Raw genomic sequence first — 16,231 nt, 5'->3', positions numbered from 1 at the left:
ATGAGTGAAGAAATCATTAAAATCAATCATTTAAGAAAAAGCTTTGGTGAAAATGAAGTATTAAAAGACATCAGCATGGATATCCATAAAGGTGAAGTTGTAACCATCATTGGTTCTTCTGGCTCTGGTAAATCAACTTTCTTACGCTGCATCAACCTTTTAGAAAAACCTACTGGCGGCGAAATTATGTATAATGGTGAAAATATTCTTGCGCCAAAATATAACTTGCCTAAATATCGAACAAATGTCGGAATGGTATTCCAATCGTTCAATCTTTTCAATAACATGAATGTCTTAGAAAACTGTATGTCTGGTCAAACGACTGTCTTAAAAAGAAACAAAGACGAAGCTCGTAAAGTCGCTCTTGAAAATCTAGAAAAAGTTGGAATGGAACGTTATATTGAAGCCAAACCTTCTCAATTATCAGGTGGTCAAAAACAACGTGTGGCAATTGCTAGAGCCCTCTCAATGGACCCAGATGTAATGTTATTTGATGAACCAACCTCAGCACTTGATCCTGAGATGGTCGGAGAAGTATTGAATACCATTCAAGACCTAGCTCACACTGGTTTAACGATGATTATCGTGACACATGAAATGGAATTTGCAAAAGATGTTTCTGATCGTGTCATCTTCATGGATAAAGGTGTTGTTGCTGAAGAAGGAACCTCTGATGATATTTTTGTTCATCCAAAAGAAGAACGTACCAAAGAGTTTTTATCACGTATCTTAAAAAAATAGAAGAAAGCCTTTATCCGAAACGACAGGTTCGTTTTGATAAAGGCTTTTCCTTTTTTGGGAAATGATTCACTATTTTCTCAATTTTCTCATGTTTATCTGCAATCTATTTGAACACCATTCATTAATTCATCAGTCGATCAGTCCTCTCTTCTTAGATTGATTGGTCTGATTGCATTTGTTTGAAAATGAATTTTTGAATATTTTCTGAATTAAGTTGTAATTTTTAGAAAATTCTATTAATATAGAAATTATCAAATTTTTTAGTTAGGATGATTAAACAATGGTTGAAGAGCAACAAGAACTACAGCGTGGACTTAAGAATAGACACGTTCAATTGATTTCGATTGGTGGTGCGATCGGAACAGGTCTTTTCTTAGGAGCAGGAAAAACGATTCAATTAGCTGGTCCCTCTATTTTACTGGCTTATCTTATTACCGGGTGCGTTTGCTTCTTTATTATGCGTGCCTTAGGTGAACTTTTATTATCTAATACAAATAATCATTCATTTCTTGATTTTGTTGCAGAATATCTTGGAAAAAAAGTTGCTTTCGTAACAGGTTGGACTTATTGGTTTTGTTGGGTTGCGATCGCCATGGCTGATTTGACAGCGATCGGGATGTATGTCCGTTACTGGGTTCCAGGAGTCCCACAATGGCTTCCTGAATTGATCGCTCTGATTTTACTGCTTGGTTTAAACATGGTGGCTGTTTCATTATTTGGTGAATTAGAATTTTGGTTTGCTTTGATCAAAGTCGTTTCCATTATTGCATTTATTATCGTTGGTATTTACATGATTCTTACCCATTACAAAACAAGTGCTGGACCTGCTAGTATCACCAATCTCTGGTCACATGGCGGCTTTTTCCCAACTGGTACGAAAGGATTCATTCTTTCCTTTCAGATGGTCACATTTGCCTTTACAGGAATCGAATTAGTCGGTTTGGTTGCTGGTGAGACCAAAAACCCTGAGAAAGTCTTACCCGAAGCTATCAATAATATTCCTATTCGAATCATTCTTTTTTACCTTGGTTCTTTGTTCGTTATCATGTCTATCTATCCTTGGAATAGCTTAGATGCGAACAACAGCCCATTTGTCGAAGTGTTTTCAGAAATTGGGATCACCGTAGCCGCTTCTTTGATTAATTTAGTCGTATTGAGTGCTGCGGCTTCTGCTTGTAACAGCGCGATCTACAGTACAGGACGTATGTTACGCTCTCTTTCACAAGAAGGTAGCGCGCCTAAAAAATTCCGTCAGTTGACTTCTCACCGTGTACCAGGAAATGCGTTAGTTTTTTCAACTATTGTGATTTTTATTTCCGTTATCCTAAATTATGTGATGCCTAGTGAAGTATTTACACTCGTCAGCAGTATTGCGACTACTTGCTTTTTATTTATCTGGGGAATACTCGTTTACACTCACTTAAAATATCGTAAAAGTATGTTAGGTAAAAAAGAGCATACGTTCAAAATGCCTTTTTATCCTTATAGTAATTTTCTTGTTTTTGCCTACATGATTTTCATTTGTCTAGTTTTATTTCTTGGCAAAGACACACGTATTGCCTTACTCTTAACTCCTGTTTGGTTTATTGGGTTATTGATCATTTATCGAATGAAATACGAGAAACAATCACTTTGAAATACAGACAACAATCCATACTAAAAAAAAATAGATTGATAAAAGTATGTTAGGACTCTCTTTTTTATAAGCCGCAAAAAATCTTTAGAATATGAGATTGAGACAAAAGTGTTTCGCATCAAGAATAAGAAGGAATTTCCGAAGATGCCACTTTTGTCTCACCATTTATTCGGTTTTAGAGCTTCTAGAAGCGACTGAGGCAAGTTTTGGCTCAGCCTCCAGATTTTTTGGTCAATTACTTATAGAACATCTCCCCTTCAATTACTCTCTCACAGAACCACTCAGGATATAATGATTATTTCAACTCAAGATCAATACTTTATACTCATTATTTGATTAGAAAAACATTGCTAAACTACGTTATTTTTGTTACTTTAAAAAAAGTATAAATAAGTAAAGGAGAAATCTATGACAAAAAAATTGACGTTCAAAGAAAGTATGTTTATCGGTTCAATGTTATTCGGTTTATTTTTTGGTGCTGGTAATTTGATTTTTCCCGTTCACATGGGACAAGAATCTGGCTCTGCCGTTTTCTGGGCCAATCTTGGCTTCTTAGTAACTGGGATCGGACTACCTTTTTTAGGTGTAATTGCCATCGGTGTTTCAAAAACATCAGGGGTTTATGAATTAGCAGAACGGATCGGCAAAAAATATGCTTTGGTTTTTACTGTTTTGCTTTACCTCGTCATCGGACCGTTTTTCGCCTTACCAAGATTAGCAACTACCTCTTTTGAAATTGGTTTAGCTCCATTTATCCAAGCCAAGCAACAACATGTATTTTTAGTTATTTTTAGTATTTTATTTTTCTTCACTGCTTGGTGGTTATCCAGACGGCCTACTAAAATCCTTGATTATGTAGGAAAATTCCTTAATCCTGCCTTTTTGATTTTACTAGGAATCTTGTTGGTACTTGCTTTTATTCATCCATTGGGTGCAATCGATCAAGCTACTGTCCAACCTAGTTATCAAGAACATGCTTTCTTTACTGGTTTTACCCAAGGATATAATACGTTAGATGCACTTGCTGCCTTAGCATTTGGTATCCTTATTGTTACTACGATTCGCAATATGGGTGTAACAAAGCCTTCTGAGATTGCTAAGGATACGATCAAATCTGGTGCAATCAGTATCGTTTTGATGGGAATCATCTACACATTACTTGCTTATGTGGGAACAATGAGTCTCGGTGGATTTGCTTTAAGTTCAAATGGCGGGATCGCCTTAGCGCAAATCGCAGATCATTATTTAGGAACTTATGGCAGCATCTTGCTCGCTCTTATTGTGATCCTTGCTTGCTTAAAAACAGGGATTGGACTAATCACTGCTTTCGCAGAAACCTTTACCGATCTGTTTCCTAAAAGAAATTACATTGTATTTGTGACACTAGCTAGTGCACTTGCTTGTTTGGTCGCTACTGTGGGATTGACAAATATCATCCAAATTTCATTACCTGTCTTGATGTTTATTTATCCTTTAGCAATGACCTTGATCTTACTCGTTCTTGTGGGTCCATTGTTTAAACAACGTCCTGCTGTTTACCGCATGACCACTTATTTTACACTAATTGCTTCAATTTTAGACGGTTTAAATGCTTGCCCAGACGGAATCAAGCAAACCAGCTTTGTCAAAACGTTGTTAGACTTCGCAACGAATTATCTGCCATTCTTTAAATTAGGAATGGGTTGGATCGTCCCAGCATTGATTGGTTTAGTAATTGGCTTGATTTGGAGTATGGTTAAAAAAGAAACACCTGTTGTAGAGTAACGGCATCTAGAACGATCATTCTTCTAAAAGAAGGAACGGTGTGCTAACCTCACTTCTGTGAAATGAACAGAGCATATTTGAAGTGACTTTCCATTATTAGATTGCATCTAACAGTGGAAAAGTGCTTCAAATATGCTCTATTTATATATACAAGAAGGAACCTGTGTATTTTACTTCTATTTTCGGCTCTGAATTTTTTACTAAGTCATTAGAATCAACAGATAACTGACAAAATTACTTTTTGAATGAATCCATTGGATGTATTTAACTATTTAGTCAAATGGCTAGCAGAAATATATTTTCCTAAAAAAATTACCAACTTCCAAAAACTTTCGTCACAAAAAATTCACAACTCCTGAGTAATATATAAGCATACCAACAAACAACCCTAACAACACTTTTTCATTTTTAACTCCTTATCCTGCTAGCTCCCCGGCTAGCAGGACTTTTTTATTGAACTAGAAATGGCTGAGACAAACCTGAAAAATAGTTTTGTCTCAACCATTTTGTGTTTTAGTTTATCTATCACCAACCAGCCAGCTTTTGTCATTCCTAGTAGTCTTGCCAAATTTTCAAAGTATCATTCTTGTTTTTCGTTTTATCGTATCAAAAAAACTGCCAATTCATCCAAGTAGGATTATGAAAACCTGTAAAGTAATAGAGGCAGAAATAAATTACCCAAACACTGCCAATTAAGACATCGATTCGTTTTCCAACTTTAGATTTTACTGATTCTCCCAAGCCAACAAACACCATCATCAGACCAATCAAAAATAAATTTAATGCGTTTGTATAATAGTTATCCAAATCTGGAAATAGGACGAACACTATATTTAAAGAAACAACGATTGCAGCTGCAGAAAGGAATAAAGAATCAAATATATTCCATCCGGCTATCTTCCAATTTTTGGTCATATAATTAATCAAACGATTCTTTGGCACCCATAACACCTCTCTATTGATTGATAAAATCCATCTATCCTCATGACTTAATTATGTACTGCTCTAGTATTGATTTTCAGTTTTCTCTTCGCCAACATCATATGAAAAAAAGCAAAAAGCGACGGAAAATGAAGAATCTATTCCATCGCTTTTTTTGCTTCTATTTAGATAACCGCTCTTGATCTCCTGCTGGAGAAAGACTGGTGATTTTTTCGATTTGATCAATTGGAACCATTCGTATTTGTTGTTCCTTGTTTTGTAGGCGAATCATGACTACTTCTTTTTCAACATTTTTTGTAGCTACCCAGCCTGAAATCGTTTCGTACTTATTACTTTTTCGATTGGCTCTTACTTGTAAAATCACTAAACTATGTTGAGTAGCTGCTTTTTGCAGCTCTAAAACAAACTTTCCTTGCAAACGTACATTCTCTGCTATTTTTTCAGTGTCATTTACAAAAGAATCAAAAAGCTGATACGACGTATGCGTGACTAACTTGGTCAATTTCTTCATTGGTGATACTGTTTCTTCGTTCATTGAATGCACTCCTCCTTTAGCTAAGAAAGTGTTACTTAATTAACTATATTCTACCTAAGATTTAACGAAATAACAAGAATATTATCTATACTGAGCAACAAAAAGAAAGCGTTACCTATATAGATATATCGTTATTTTATTTATCTTTTTTCCATTCTTGCATCCAATACTTGAGCCCTTCAGTCAATAATTGGTAAGTTTCGTCAAAGTTATCGGTATAGTATGGATCAGGAACATTTTGTGTTTCTTTTCCAGGAACCCGACTTAAAAATAAATGGATCTTATGTTGTGCGTCGGTCGGTGCCATCCGTTGTAAATCCTCTACGTTAGATTGATCCATGCCAATGATCCAATCAAATCGTTGAAAATCTTCTTCTGTGATTTGGCGTGCAATCATTTGACTCGTATCCACGTTCTCATTTTCTAAAATTTTCTTTGTTCCTTTATGAGGTGAACTCCCCACTTCATAAGTGCTTGTCGCTGCAGAATCAATCAAAAATCGATCAGATTGTCCGTCTTCAGCTACCATTGGTGAACGGCAAATATTTCCTAGACATACAAATAAAACTTTCGTCATGTTTGCTCTCCTTCTAATCATTTGTTTCCAGCTCTTCTTTTGCATACAACCGATAGGAATATAATTCTGTATCTTTGGCTAAGCGGAACAATTGGACGGCGATTTCTAGAGGCGTCTCTTCGTAATCATGTGTAATCCAGTTGATTAGAACCCCACTACATCCATAAGAAAAAAAACGAGCATAAAACAATTTGTCCGCTTTTGATAACTGCTTTTCTTCATCCATTTGATCAAAAATCTTAATAAATGATTGCTGGATAACAGCAGTAAACTCTTTTTGTAGTATTTCTTGGTCAGAGGTAACAGTGTTCGCATAAAATTCTTTTTGTGCAGCAATTGCCTTCAACATTTTTAATGCTTGCTCTTCCCAATTGTCTAAAGAAAGGGAATGAGGATCTAAATAGCATAAACAATCTTCGTAATACACCCATCGCAACAAATCGTATTTATCTGTAAAATGGTAGTAAAATGTTTGGCGATTGATGCCTGCCTCATGGGCGATTTTCTGTACACTGATCTTTTGAAAAGACTGCTTTTGACATAAATCAATCAATACGTTTTTAATCAATTGCTTAGTATGCGGTGTATCGCCCATCTCATCATCTCCTATCTTCTTTACAAAGACTTCTCATTCTACGATTTTCTTGAAAAAGTATTTATATGGACAGTCGATTCAAGTATCCTTTTTTATACTTGATAATCATATCCAAAATGTTCATAGGCATATGGTGTGGCGATCCTTCCACGAGGTGTCCGTTTCAAGAAACCTTTTTGGATCAAAAAAGGTTCATACATATCTTCAACAGTTTCTCTTTCTTCACCAATATTGACAGATAACGTACTCAATCCAACCGGTCCGCCACCATATAATTCAATCATCGTACGTAATAGTTTCTGATCGACATAATCCAAACCTGCCTGATCGACTTGTAACAACGTTAATGCTTGATCGGCAATGGTTTGATTGATCTTGCCATCTCCCTGTACTTGTGCAAAATCACGTACCCTTTTTAATAAGCGGTTAGCGATCCGTGGTGTTCCTCTTGAACGTCTAGCAATTTCCAGTGCACCTTCTTCAATGATCTCTGTTTGAAAAATATCAGCAGAACGAATCACGATTTCTCTTAAATCAGCTTCTTCATAATATTCCATATGAGAAATGATCCCAAATCGATCACGAAGTGGCGCTGAAAGCATACCTGCACGAGTTGTTGCGCCAATTAATGTAAAAGGTGGTAAAGGAAAATGAACAGGATGAGCAGTTGGTCCTTGTCCAACCATTATATCAACGTAAAAATCTTCCATAGCAGAATAAAGCATCTCTTCTGCTACACGAGGTAATCGATGAATTTCGTCAATAAATAAAACATCGCCAGCTTCTAACTCATTTAAAATAGCAACCAGATCTCCTGGTCGCTCGATTGCGGGACCACTAGTTGTTCGTATATTGACTGCCATTTCATTCGCAATCACCATTGCCATTGTCGTTTTCCCTAATCCCGGCGGACCATATAACAAAACGTGATCCAACGGCTCTTCCCTGTGACGGGCAGCTTCAATATATATTTTGAGTTCCTGTTTCACTTTCTTTTGACCAATATATTGGGAAAGTAACCGTGGGCGGAGGGTCTTCTCTAAACTTAATTCATTCTCGCCCGTTTCAGGGGATAATAACTGTTCATCGGTCATCATTTTCCCTCCTTATTTTTTCATCATTAATTTTAAAGCTTGGCGTAAGTATTCATCTGTTGTGAGATTTTCTACTTCTTTTAGTTGTTTCTCGACCCGCTTGACCTCTTTATCACTATATCCAAGTGCTGATAAAGCTTCCATTGCTTCTGATAATGCCGTCGCATCTTGTGCTGTACTTTCATCAAATAAATTGAAGGGCGTATCGATACTTAATTCGCCAAATTTTCCTTTTAAATCTAAAATCATTTGTTGAGCTGTTTTTTTACCCACACCAGGGAATTTGGTCAGATAAGTCACATCCCCTGTTTCAACCGCTTGAATCAATCCTGAATGATCATCACTAGCCATAATCGCTAAGGCACTTTTTGGTCCAATTCCTGAAACACTAACTAACCTTAAAAATAATTGTTTTTCTTCTAAAGAATCAAATCCGTACAGAAGATGTGCATCTTCTCGAATGACCTGATGGACGTAAAGTTTGATTTCTTTGTTTAGCTTACTACTATAACGATAGGGATTGCCTAATGCAATTTGATAACCGATCCCATTTGTTTCGATTACTAAATAATAAGGATTGATAAAGGTTACTACACCTGTAAGATATTCATACATCTGTTATCCTCTTTCTTTCACACACATATGTTCGCATATTTTCTTCCATTGTAGCATACTTTTTCTTTTGAAAAAAGAGAACAGAAGATCGAGCTACGCTTCTCCTTTTTAACGTAAGTTTATCAAGGTTTTTAGGATAAACATTTTTTGCAAGAGATTTTAATTTGAACGATCAGAGTTTCAGCACTTTCCTCAAAACAAAGGATCAATATTCAGGAAACAACGCTTCAATAAAGATAAATAAGAAAAAACCTTGAAACAATCAAAAATTGTCTCAAGATTTTTTACCCAAAAATAAAGCTCTTCCTTATTCAACTTGTGATAGATATTCTCCATATCCTTGTTCTTCCATTTCTTCATATGGAATAAACTTTAAAGCCGCAGAATTGATGCAATAACGTAGTCCGCCTTTTTCAGCAGGACCATCATTGAATACATGCCCTAAATGAGAATCTGCTTGACTGCTTCGCACTTCCACTCGGTGCATACCATGAGAAAAGTCGGCCTTTTCTTTAATATCTTTTCTAGTGATTGGTTTACTGAACGCCGGCCAGCCACATCCCGCATCGTATTTTTCGGCTGAGCTAAACAATGGCTCCCCACTGACAATATCGACATAGATCCCTTTTTCATAGAAATCATCATATTTCCCACTAAATGGTCTTTCTGTTGCGTTTTCTTGCGTCACAGCATATGAAATTGGAGATAATTCCTCTTTTAAATCACGCTCATTTTTCTTGAAATCGCCCACTAAAAACGCCTCCTTTTTCTTTTAATCATAACGACAAAAGTATCAGAAGCAAACATTCTGCTCATAGTAATAATTGCTTAGACTTTACGACGTCTAGCAAACTCGACGAAACGAAATTTATCTAAACGGTGAATTGATTCTGTATACTCGAAACACCTTGTATCTTCGAGGTGAACCAGTCCTCTTACTACCACGACATAGCGATCTCCATGTAGATCCATCATCTCTTCGATTTCAGGAGTTACTTCTTCAACGGTAATTTCTTTCTGGGCGTAAGCAATCGTTAGTTGCAATTCATTTTCAAAGTATTCGTAGATCGAGCCAGCAGCTTGTGTTGCTGTTAAAGTTGGTACCACATTTTTTAATAAATAATCACGATCTAATATAACCACTTCTCCATTGATTTTCCTTTGACGAACCAAATGCCAAACCGGCGTTTTTTTCTTCCAGCCTGTTATTTCACTCAATGATTGGTCCACTTCTGTTTCTTCGATTAATTGAACGATGGTTTCACTTGGGATTCGTTGTGTTTCCTGTAATTCTTTGTAGCTTGTTAATCCTGCAATTGGAAAATCAAATCGATTGCGGTCTAAAACAATCGAACCCTTTCCTTGTTTCTTTTGGATATAACCTTCAGTCGTTAACAGGTTAAGCGCTTTTCGAATTGTTTCTCGTGAAACACCATAAATTTGAATCAGCTGATTTTCACTAGGGAGCAAAGTATGCGGAGGGTATTGTTGATCCAAAATTTTTTGCTCTAAATCTAAAAAAATTTCATTAAATTTATTCATTACATTTCCTCCACTTAATATTCAATTTCTTTTATTCGCATATAAACTATACTACAGCTTTTTTGTTATTTCAATCGCCCCCTCTTTTCACATATCCCTACACTAAGCCAAGTGTAACGATTACATTTTTTCATTTTTCGCTTGTAAAACGCTTGCAATAGTAGGAAGAAACAAGTATAGTATGGATAAGATAACTTGTGTATACAAGTTTAAAAAGAAAGGGGTTTATTCCTATGGCAAAGTACCAAGCAGATGCTGAGAAACTGTTAAAGGAAATTGGTGGAAAGGAAAATATTGCTGCAGTTAGTCATTGTGCCACTCGGATGCGCTTTGTCTTAAATGATCCAAAAAAAGCCAATGAAGAAGCAATCGAAGATATTCCTAGTGTGAAAGGGATGTTTACCAATGCTGGGCAATTCCAAGTCATTATTGGTAACGATGTTTCAACCTTTTACAACGACTTCGTTGCTGTATCAGGTGTTGAAGGCGTATCCAAGGAGCAAAGTAAAGTTGCTGCTAAACAAAATCTCCACCCTGTCCAACGAGCAATCGCTGTTTTGGCAGAAATTTTTACACCATTGATTCCAGCCATTATCGTAGGGGGACTGATTTTAGGTTTCCGGAACGTATTAGAAGGAATCCAATTTGAAAGTCTTGGTGGAACAATTGTTGAACACTCTCAATTTTGGAACGGCGTAAACGGCTTTTTATGGCTACCTGGCGAAGCAATTTTCCATTTCTTACCAGTTGGTATCACTTGGAGTATCGCGAAAAAAATGGGCACTACACAAATATTAGGAATTGTTTTAGGGATTACGTTAGTTTCACCGCAATTATTAAATGCCTATAGTGTCGCATCAACAGCTGCGGCTGATATTCCATTTTGGGATTTTGGTTTTGCTCAAGTTGATATGATTGGTTATCAGGCACAAGTCATTCCAGCGATGCTTGCTGGATTTATGTTAGCTTATCTTGAAATTTTCTTCCGTAAATATATTCCACAGTCGATTTCTATGATATTTGTTCCATTGTTCTCTCTACTCCCAACAGTCTTAGCTGCCCATGTCATCTTAGGACCTGTGGGTTGGACAATCGGTAGTTGGATCTCAAATATTGTTAATACTGGCTTGACTTCTTCAATCAGTTGGTTATTTAGTGCCGTCTTTGGTTTCTTGTATGCACCTTTAGTAATCACCGGCTTACACCATATGACGAATGCAATTGATATGCAATTGATTGCCGATTTCGGCTCTACGAATCTTTGGCCAATGATTGCTTTATCAAATATCGCACAAGGTTCGGCAGTTCTTGCGATCATCTTCTTACATCGCGGAAATAAAAAAGAAGAACAAATCTCGATTCCAGCAATGATTTCTTGTTATCTAGGGGTAACTGAACCTGCAATGTTTGGGATCAATCTAAAATATGTTTACCCATTTGTTGCCGCAATGGTTGGTTCAGGTTTAGCTGGAATGTTTGCCAACTTGATGAATGTACGTGCTAATGCAATTGGTGTTGGTGGACTACCTGGTATTCTAGCTATCCAAGCAGAAACTTGGGTTCCGTTCATCATTTCTATGATCATTGCAGTTATTGTTCCATTTGGTTTAACCGTAATCTTCAGACGTCAAGGGATCTTAAATAAAATCGATCCTGCTGTACCCGTAGAAGACACAACTGGCTTACAACTACAAACAGCTGATGGAAACAACGTTTCACCACAAAAATTTGAAGCTGCCAATGCAACAGCAGTTTCTGCTCCGACAGAAGAGTTATTCGCTGTAGCAGATGGACAAATCAAGGAAATCACCGAAGTAGCAGATCCTGTTTTTGCTCAAAAAATGATGGGTGAAGGTTATGCTGTACTACCTTCCAACGAAAAAGTTTATGCTCCAGTCGCTGGTAAAGTAACAAATATTTTTGATACACAACATGCGATTGGTCTTTTAACTAATGAAGGTCTGGAAGTTCTCGTTCATATGGGTCTAGATACTGTCGAATTGAATGGGCTACCTTTTACGATCCATGTAAAAGAAGGCGATTCAGTCACGCCAAAAACACAACTAGCCGACATGGACCTCACAGCAATTGAGCAGGCTGGGAAGAAAACGGACATCTTAGTTGTATTAACAAATAATGAAAAAGTTGCTGCCTTAACATTAGATCAAACAGGTCTCGTTCGTCATAGCGAAAAAATTGGAAAAGCGCAACTAAAATAAAAAATACTAATGTATAAAAATAACCTGAAAAAATTCTTTTAGTGAATTTTTTCAGGTTATTTTTCACTCTTTAAGCGTTGGTACTTTCATCAACACTTTAGTCAGTTTGATCGTCACTATGCTTAAAAACGACAAAAAGAAATAGCCGTCACTTTAACCGAAGTCTGGCTATTTCTCTTTGAAATATCTGATTAAACGGTCACCGTCTTTCGCGGTGCTGTCCAGGGGAGTTGTTGGTCGCAACTCCTCTTTCGTTTTTATTATACCAGTTACTTTAGGTATTTACAACGTTCTTAAAGATAGAATTCCTCTTAAAAAACCCTAAATAAAAATAACGTTTTTATGTTTTAAAAAACACATTTCTCGTGGCGATAATATGCTACAATAAACTCGACAGTAAAGTGGATCGACGGTGGCAACTTCTCACAAAGGTGGTGGTGCTTATGGGAATAAGTACTAAAATCTATGAAAGGAGTTCGCTTTTTGTCCGCATATGAGATCGTTCAAACCATGCTTGGCTTTGGTACTTTCACCATCGCTTTAGTCAGTTTGATCGTTACTATGCTTAAAAACGACAAAAAGAAATAGCCGTCACTTTAGCGAGTATAGCTATTTCTTTTTGAACTATTAAACTAATTCGCCACCGTCTTTCGCGGTGCTGTCTAGAGGAGTTATTGGACGCAACTCCTCTTTCGTTTTCATTATACCAATTCCTTCAGGTATTTACAACTTTCGTAAAGATAGAATTCCTCTAAAAAAACCTAAATAAAAATAACGTTTTTATGTTTTATAAAACACGTTTCTCGTGGCGATAATATGCTACAATAAACTCGACAGTAAAGTGGATCGACGGTGGCAACTTCTCACAAAGGTGGTGGTGCTTATGGGAATAAGTACTAAAATCTATGAAAGGAGTTCGCTTTTTGTCCGCATATGAGATCGTTCAAACCATACTTGGCTTTGGTACGTTCACCATCGCTTTAGTCAGTTTGATCGTCACTATGCTTAAAAACGACAAAGAATAGCCGTCACTTTAGCGGGAGACTGGCTATTCTTATTCTTTGTCGAATATTTAAATTCAACCGCCACCGTCTTTCGCGGTGCTGTCTAGAGGAGTTGTTGGTCGCAACTCCTCTTTCGTCTTGATTATACCAATCACTCATACACTTTGCAATTCTAAATATGACTGAAAGTAGTGGACACAAACTTGAACGTTCCTATCTCAATTTCTGATTTCCGTCAACTGCAGCTACATAAATTTTTTCAAACCTTGGTAAACTGCACCGATTGGAAATCCAACAATACTGTAATAGTCGCCTTGGATCTCTTTAACAAATGCACCTGCAAAGCTTTGAATACCATACGCACCTGCTTTATCCATATAATCACCGGTTGCTAAATAGGCTTCGATATCCTTAGTTGTCAAAGGATAAAAGGTCACCTTAGCTTGTGCTAAGATTTTTTCTTCTTGGTCACCTTTCGTCAGCACCACGGCTGTATATACTTCATGCGTTTTCCCACTAAGTTTTTGAAGGATAGCTTTTGCCTCTTGTTCATCCGCTGGTTTACCGATGATCTCATCATTGAAAACAACTGTCGTGTCACTTGCAATCACCAATACATCATTATCGTATTGATGTTTGACTACTTTTGCCTTTTCAGTTGCCATTCGCTCAACATAATTTTTAGGTTTTTCTTGAACAAAAGGTGTTTCATCGATATCAGCCGGATGAACATCAAATGCACTAACCAATCGCCCTAATAATTCTTTTCTTCTAGGGGACTGCGAAGCTAACACAATTTTCATCTGTTTCTTCTCCTTTTCATGAGACTCATTAATGTGGATCTTGGATGCGTTTAAACATTCTTTCCATATCTGAATTAGTAAAATGGATCAACACAGGGCGTCCATGAGGACAATTAAAAGGATTTTCACATTGGGCTAAGTCCTTCAATAAAACCCTCGCCTGAACTTCATTCAAATAATGATTTGCCTTGATTGAACGTTTACAGCTCATCATGATTGCTGTGGCTTCTCTAAATTTCTTCACGCTAACGCTACCCGTTGTTAATAACATATCGATCATTTCTCGAATAATCGCTTCTTCCTCTCCAGCTGGATACCAAGTAGGATGTGCTCTGACGATAAAACTATTTTGACCGAATTCTTCTAGATAAATACCTGCTTCTTCAAGCAATTGTTTTTTCTCTTTCAGTTTCAAAGCATCACTATTGGGATAATCTAATACAAACGGCACAAGTAGTTCTTGTAGATCGTTAGAAACTTCGCCAATTTTTTCTCGAAAATATTCATACTTGATTCGTTCTTGCGCTGCATGTTGATCAATAATGTATAAGCCATCCTGACTTTGAGCAAACAAGTACGTTCCATGCATTTGTCCAAAATATTCTAATTGTGGAAAGCGTTGTGTTACCTGCTCATTTTCTAATTTCTGAATTGCTTGATCTAATGAGCGCCCATTTTGACTTAAATCAAACTCTGGATGTAGCGCTAAATCCTCACGATAAACTGTTTCTGAAGAAGTTTCTTCTTCAGCTGTTGTTTCATGCTCGTTGGAAAAGTTTTCAACAGTGGATAACTCATTTTCACTCTTATCCACTGGTTTTTCTACATAGTTATCAACAATATCACCAGAGTTATCCACTGTTTTTCTTTTGCTTTCTGGATAACTAATGGTTTCTTCAGAAAATACAGGAGAGTTTTCAACATTATCCACAGACTTATCAACAGATTCATGCACAAACTCGCTTTTTTCTTCCGCTACAAAAAATGTTCCGGTTGTTTGATCAAAATTCAAGCTTTGCGGTTTCTTAGGTTTCGCTTCTTCAAAAGCGTAAGATAAATCAATTTCGATTTGTTCTGCTTTTGGTTGATCAGCAACCTTTTTCTTGAATCGCAAATTGTCAGCTGCACTGGGAATTAAGTTCTCCTGTACCAATGCTTTTTGAATCGCTTGAGTAATTAGCTCAGTTAATTCCTGTTCCTTCGATAAACGAACTTCTTGCTTTGTTGGATGGACGTTCACATCCACTAACAATGGATCCATTTTGATTTCCAGTACAGCGATTGGGAATCGCCCTACCATTAGTTTTGAACCATAGCCGGCTACAATTGCTTTATTCAAGGAAAAATTTTTAATAAAACGTCCATTAATGATGGTTGAAAGATAATTACGACTAGCACGAGTCACTTCAGGTAAAGAAATATAACCGAATATTTCAAAATCTAAATCTTTCGCTTCAATCTTCAACATTTTCTTTGCTGTATTCAACCCATAGATTCCGGCAATCGTTTGTTTCAATTCGCCATTTCCTGAAGTTGCTAACATCTTATTCCCATCATGGACTAATCGAAAAGCAATTGCCGGGTGACTTAAGGCTAAGCGATTCACAATATCACCGATATTCGCTAATTCAGTATGCAACGTTTTAACATATTTTAAGCGTGCTGGTGTATTAAAGAAAAGATTGCTGACTGTGATTTTCGTTCCTTGCCTTAAAGGAGCTGGGCGGTGTTCCATTACCGCACCCCCCTTAAGCTCTAAATAGGTTCCTTGCGTTTCTTCTTGATTGGCTGTTTCTACCGTCATCTCTGAAACAGAAGCAATACTAGGCAATGCTTCTCCTCGAAACCCAAGCGTACGAATTCGGAAAAGGTCGTCACGATTGTGGATTTTACTTGTTGCATGACGTTTAAAGGCGTTCTCAACATCTTCTGTCAAAATACCTTCTCCATTATCAATCACTTGGATCGTTTTTAATCCTGCTTCTTCAACTAAAATATCGATTTGACTACTTCCTGCATCTATGGCATTTTCCACAAGTTCTTTGACTACCGAGGCTGGACGTTCGACAACTTCACCGGCTGCGATTTGATTGGCTAAGCGTTCTGATAATTCTTGGATTTTCGCCATCATTCTACGCCTTCTTCCTATATAGTATTTATAGTT

The 16,231-nt window shown here is 37.0% G+C and carries 15 protein-coding genes and 1 pseudogene; 6 read left to right on the top strand and 10 right to left on the bottom strand.

The window, feature by feature from the left end:
- The 3 genes from IGK21_RS00815 to brnQ all read left to right on the top strand — a co-directional run bounded on the left by IGK21_RS00815 (position 1) and on the right by brnQ (position 4,141).
- Positions 1-741, top strand: coding sequence for an amino acid ABC transporter ATP-binding protein (locus IGK21_RS00815; protein WP_010720365.1), 741 nt, complete (start codon positions 1-3; stop codon positions 739-741).
- A gap of 280 nt (positions 742-1,021) precedes the next feature.
- Positions 1,022-2,377, top strand: a complete 1,356-nt coding sequence (locus IGK21_RS00810; protein WP_010736842.1) for an amino acid permease — start codon at positions 1,022-1,024, stop codon at positions 2,375-2,377.
- 408 nt (positions 2,378-2,785) lie between these two features.
- Positions 2,786-4,141 (top strand): branched-chain amino acid transport system II carrier protein, encoded by a 1,356-nt coding sequence (brnQ, locus tag IGK21_RS00805; RefSeq protein WP_010736841.1) that lies wholly within the window; start codon positions 2,786-2,788, stop codon positions 4,139-4,141.
- Positions 4,142-4,747: 606 nt separating this feature from the next.
- On the opposite strand, the gene IGK21_RS00800 is transcribed toward brnQ, so the two are convergent.
- From IGK21_RS00800 to treR, 8 genes are all read right to left on the bottom strand, one after another.
- Complete coding sequence (locus IGK21_RS00800; RefSeq protein WP_094940930.1) at positions 4,748-5,083, bottom strand: hypothetical protein; 336 nt, start codon at positions 5,081-5,083, stop codon at positions 4,748-4,750.
- 160 nt (positions 5,084-5,243) lie between these two features.
- The gene (locus IGK21_RS00795; protein WP_010720369.1) at positions 5,244-5,618 is read right to left on the bottom strand and encodes a hypothetical protein; all 375 of its coding nucleotides are present in this window, start codon (positions 5,616-5,618) and stop codon (positions 5,244-5,246) included.
- A 136-nt stretch (positions 5,619-5,754) separates the two neighbouring features.
- On the bottom strand, positions 5,755-6,195 hold the full coding sequence (locus IGK21_RS00790) for a low molecular weight protein-tyrosine-phosphatase (protein ID WP_438718767.1): 441 nt from the start codon (positions 6,193-6,195) through the stop codon (positions 5,755-5,757).
- 13 nt (positions 6,196-6,208) lie between these two features.
- Positions 6,209-6,790: a TetR/AcrR family transcriptional regulator gene (locus IGK21_RS00785; RefSeq protein ID WP_010720371.1), complete on the bottom strand. Its 582-nt coding sequence runs from the start codon at positions 6,788-6,790 to the stop codon at positions 6,209-6,211.
- Between the two features lie 92 nt (positions 6,791-6,882).
- Complete coding sequence (ruvB, locus tag IGK21_RS00780) at positions 6,883-7,884, bottom strand: Holliday junction branch migration DNA helicase RuvB (RefSeq protein ID WP_010720372.1); 1,002 nt, start codon at positions 7,882-7,884, stop codon at positions 6,883-6,885.
- A 12-nt stretch (positions 7,885-7,896) separates the two neighbouring features.
- Complete coding sequence (gene ruvA, locus IGK21_RS00775; RefSeq protein ID WP_010720373.1) at positions 7,897-8,499, bottom strand: Holliday junction branch migration protein RuvA; 603 nt, start codon at positions 8,497-8,499, stop codon at positions 7,897-7,899.
- A gap of 307 nt (positions 8,500-8,806) precedes the next feature.
- Positions 8,807-9,250 (bottom strand): peptide-methionine (R)-S-oxide reductase MsrB, encoded by a 444-nt coding sequence (gene msrB, locus IGK21_RS00770; protein WP_034698687.1) that lies wholly within the window; start codon positions 9,248-9,250, stop codon positions 8,807-8,809.
- Positions 9,251-9,327: 77 nt separating this feature from the next.
- Complete coding sequence (gene treR, locus IGK21_RS00765; RefSeq protein ID WP_063626425.1) at positions 9,328-10,041, bottom strand: trehalose operon repressor; 714 nt, start codon at positions 10,039-10,041, stop codon at positions 9,328-9,330.
- Between the two features lie 233 nt (positions 10,042-10,274).
- Here treR and treP point away from each other — a divergent pair, with 233 nt between their 5' ends.
- The 3 genes and pseudogenes from treP to IGK21_RS00750 all read left to right on the top strand — a co-directional run bounded on the left by treP (position 10,275) and on the right by IGK21_RS00750 (position 13,285).
- Positions 10,275-12,260, top strand: coding sequence for a PTS system trehalose-specific EIIBC component (treP, locus tag IGK21_RS00760; RefSeq protein ID WP_181914755.1), 1,986 nt, complete (start codon positions 10,275-10,277; stop codon positions 12,258-12,260).
- 465 nt (positions 12,261-12,725) lie between these two features.
- Positions 12,726-12,848 (top strand): putative holin-like toxin, encoded by a 123-nt coding sequence (locus IGK21_RS00755; RefSeq protein WP_374220257.1) that lies wholly within the window; start codon positions 12,726-12,728, stop codon positions 12,846-12,848.
- A 295-nt stretch (positions 12,849-13,143) separates the two neighbouring features.
- Positions 13,144-13,285, top strand: a pseudogene (locus tag IGK21_RS00750) (putative holin-like toxin).
- 224 nt (positions 13,286-13,509) lie between these two features.
- On the opposite strand, the gene IGK21_RS00745 reads toward IGK21_RS00750, so the two are convergent.
- On the bottom strand, positions 13,510-14,067 hold the full coding sequence (locus IGK21_RS00745) for a Maf family protein (RefSeq protein WP_010736833.1): 558 nt from the start codon (positions 14,065-14,067) through the stop codon (positions 13,510-13,512).
- 28 nt (positions 14,068-14,095) lie between these two features.
- Positions 14,096-16,195 carry a DNA mismatch repair endonuclease MutL gene (gene mutL, locus IGK21_RS00740; protein ID WP_181914754.1) on the bottom strand — a complete coding sequence of 700 codons (2,100 nt, stop codon included), beginning with the start codon at positions 16,193-16,195 and terminating at the stop codon, positions 14,096-14,098.
- Positions 16,196-16,231 lie beyond the last annotated feature (36 nt).

Origin of the sequence: Enterococcus sp. DIV1421a (genome assembly GCF_051711025.1) — a bacterium.
GTDB classification, from domain to species: domain Bacteria; phylum Bacillota; class Bacilli; order Lactobacillales; family Enterococcaceae; genus Enterococcus_B; species Enterococcus_B hirae.
The sequence above is the reverse complement of the archived record's forward strand: the minus strand, read 5'-3'. Positions and strand labels throughout refer to the sequence as shown.

Excerpts from the sequence above, each read along its gene's own strand:
- IGK21_RS00745 (WP_010736833.1), bottom strand. The coding sequence starts at position 14,067 with ATGAAAATTGTGTTAGCTTCGCAGTCCCCTAGAAGAAAAGAATTATTA.
- ruvB (WP_010720372.1), bottom strand. The coding sequence starts at position 7,884 with ATGACCGATGAACAGTTATTATCCCCTGAAACGGGCGAGAATGAATTA.
- IGK21_RS00810 (WP_010736842.1), top strand. The coding sequence starts at position 1,022 with ATGGTTGAAGAGCAACAAGAACTACAGCGTGGACTTAAGAATAGACAC.
- IGK21_RS00790 (WP_438718767.1), bottom strand. The coding sequence starts at position 6,195 with ATGACGAAAGTTTTATTTGTATGTCTAGGAAATATTTGCCGTTCACCA.
- brnQ (WP_010736841.1), top strand. The coding sequence starts at position 2,786 with ATGACAAAAAAATTGACGTTCAAAGAAAGTATGTTTATCGGTTCAATG.
- IGK21_RS00815 (WP_010720365.1), top strand. The coding sequence starts at position 1 with ATGAGTGAAGAAATCATTAAAATCAATCATTTAAGAAAAAGCTTTGGT.
- mutL (WP_181914754.1), bottom strand. The coding sequence starts at position 16,195 with ATGGCGAAAATCCAAGAATTATCAGAACGCTTAGCCAATCAAATCGCA.
- IGK21_RS00795 (WP_010720369.1), bottom strand. The coding sequence starts at position 5,618 with ATGAACGAAGAAACAGTATCACCAATGAAGAAATTGACCAAGTTAGTC.
- IGK21_RS00755 (WP_374220257.1), top strand. The coding sequence starts at position 12,726 with ATGAAAGGAGTTCGCTTTTTGTCCGCATATGAGATCGTTCAAACCATG.
- IGK21_RS00785 (WP_010720371.1), bottom strand. The coding sequence starts at position 6,790 with ATGGGCGATACACCGCATACTAAGCAATTGATTAAAAACGTATTGATT.
- treP (WP_181914755.1), top strand. The coding sequence starts at position 10,275 with ATGGCAAAGTACCAAGCAGATGCTGAGAAACTGTTAAAGGAAATTGGT.
- treR (WP_063626425.1), bottom strand. The coding sequence starts at position 10,041 with ATGAATAAATTTAATGAAATTTTTTTAGATTTAGAGCAAAAAATTTTG.
- ruvA (WP_010720373.1), bottom strand. The coding sequence starts at position 8,499 with ATGTATGAATATCTTACAGGTGTAGTAACCTTTATCAATCCTTATTAT.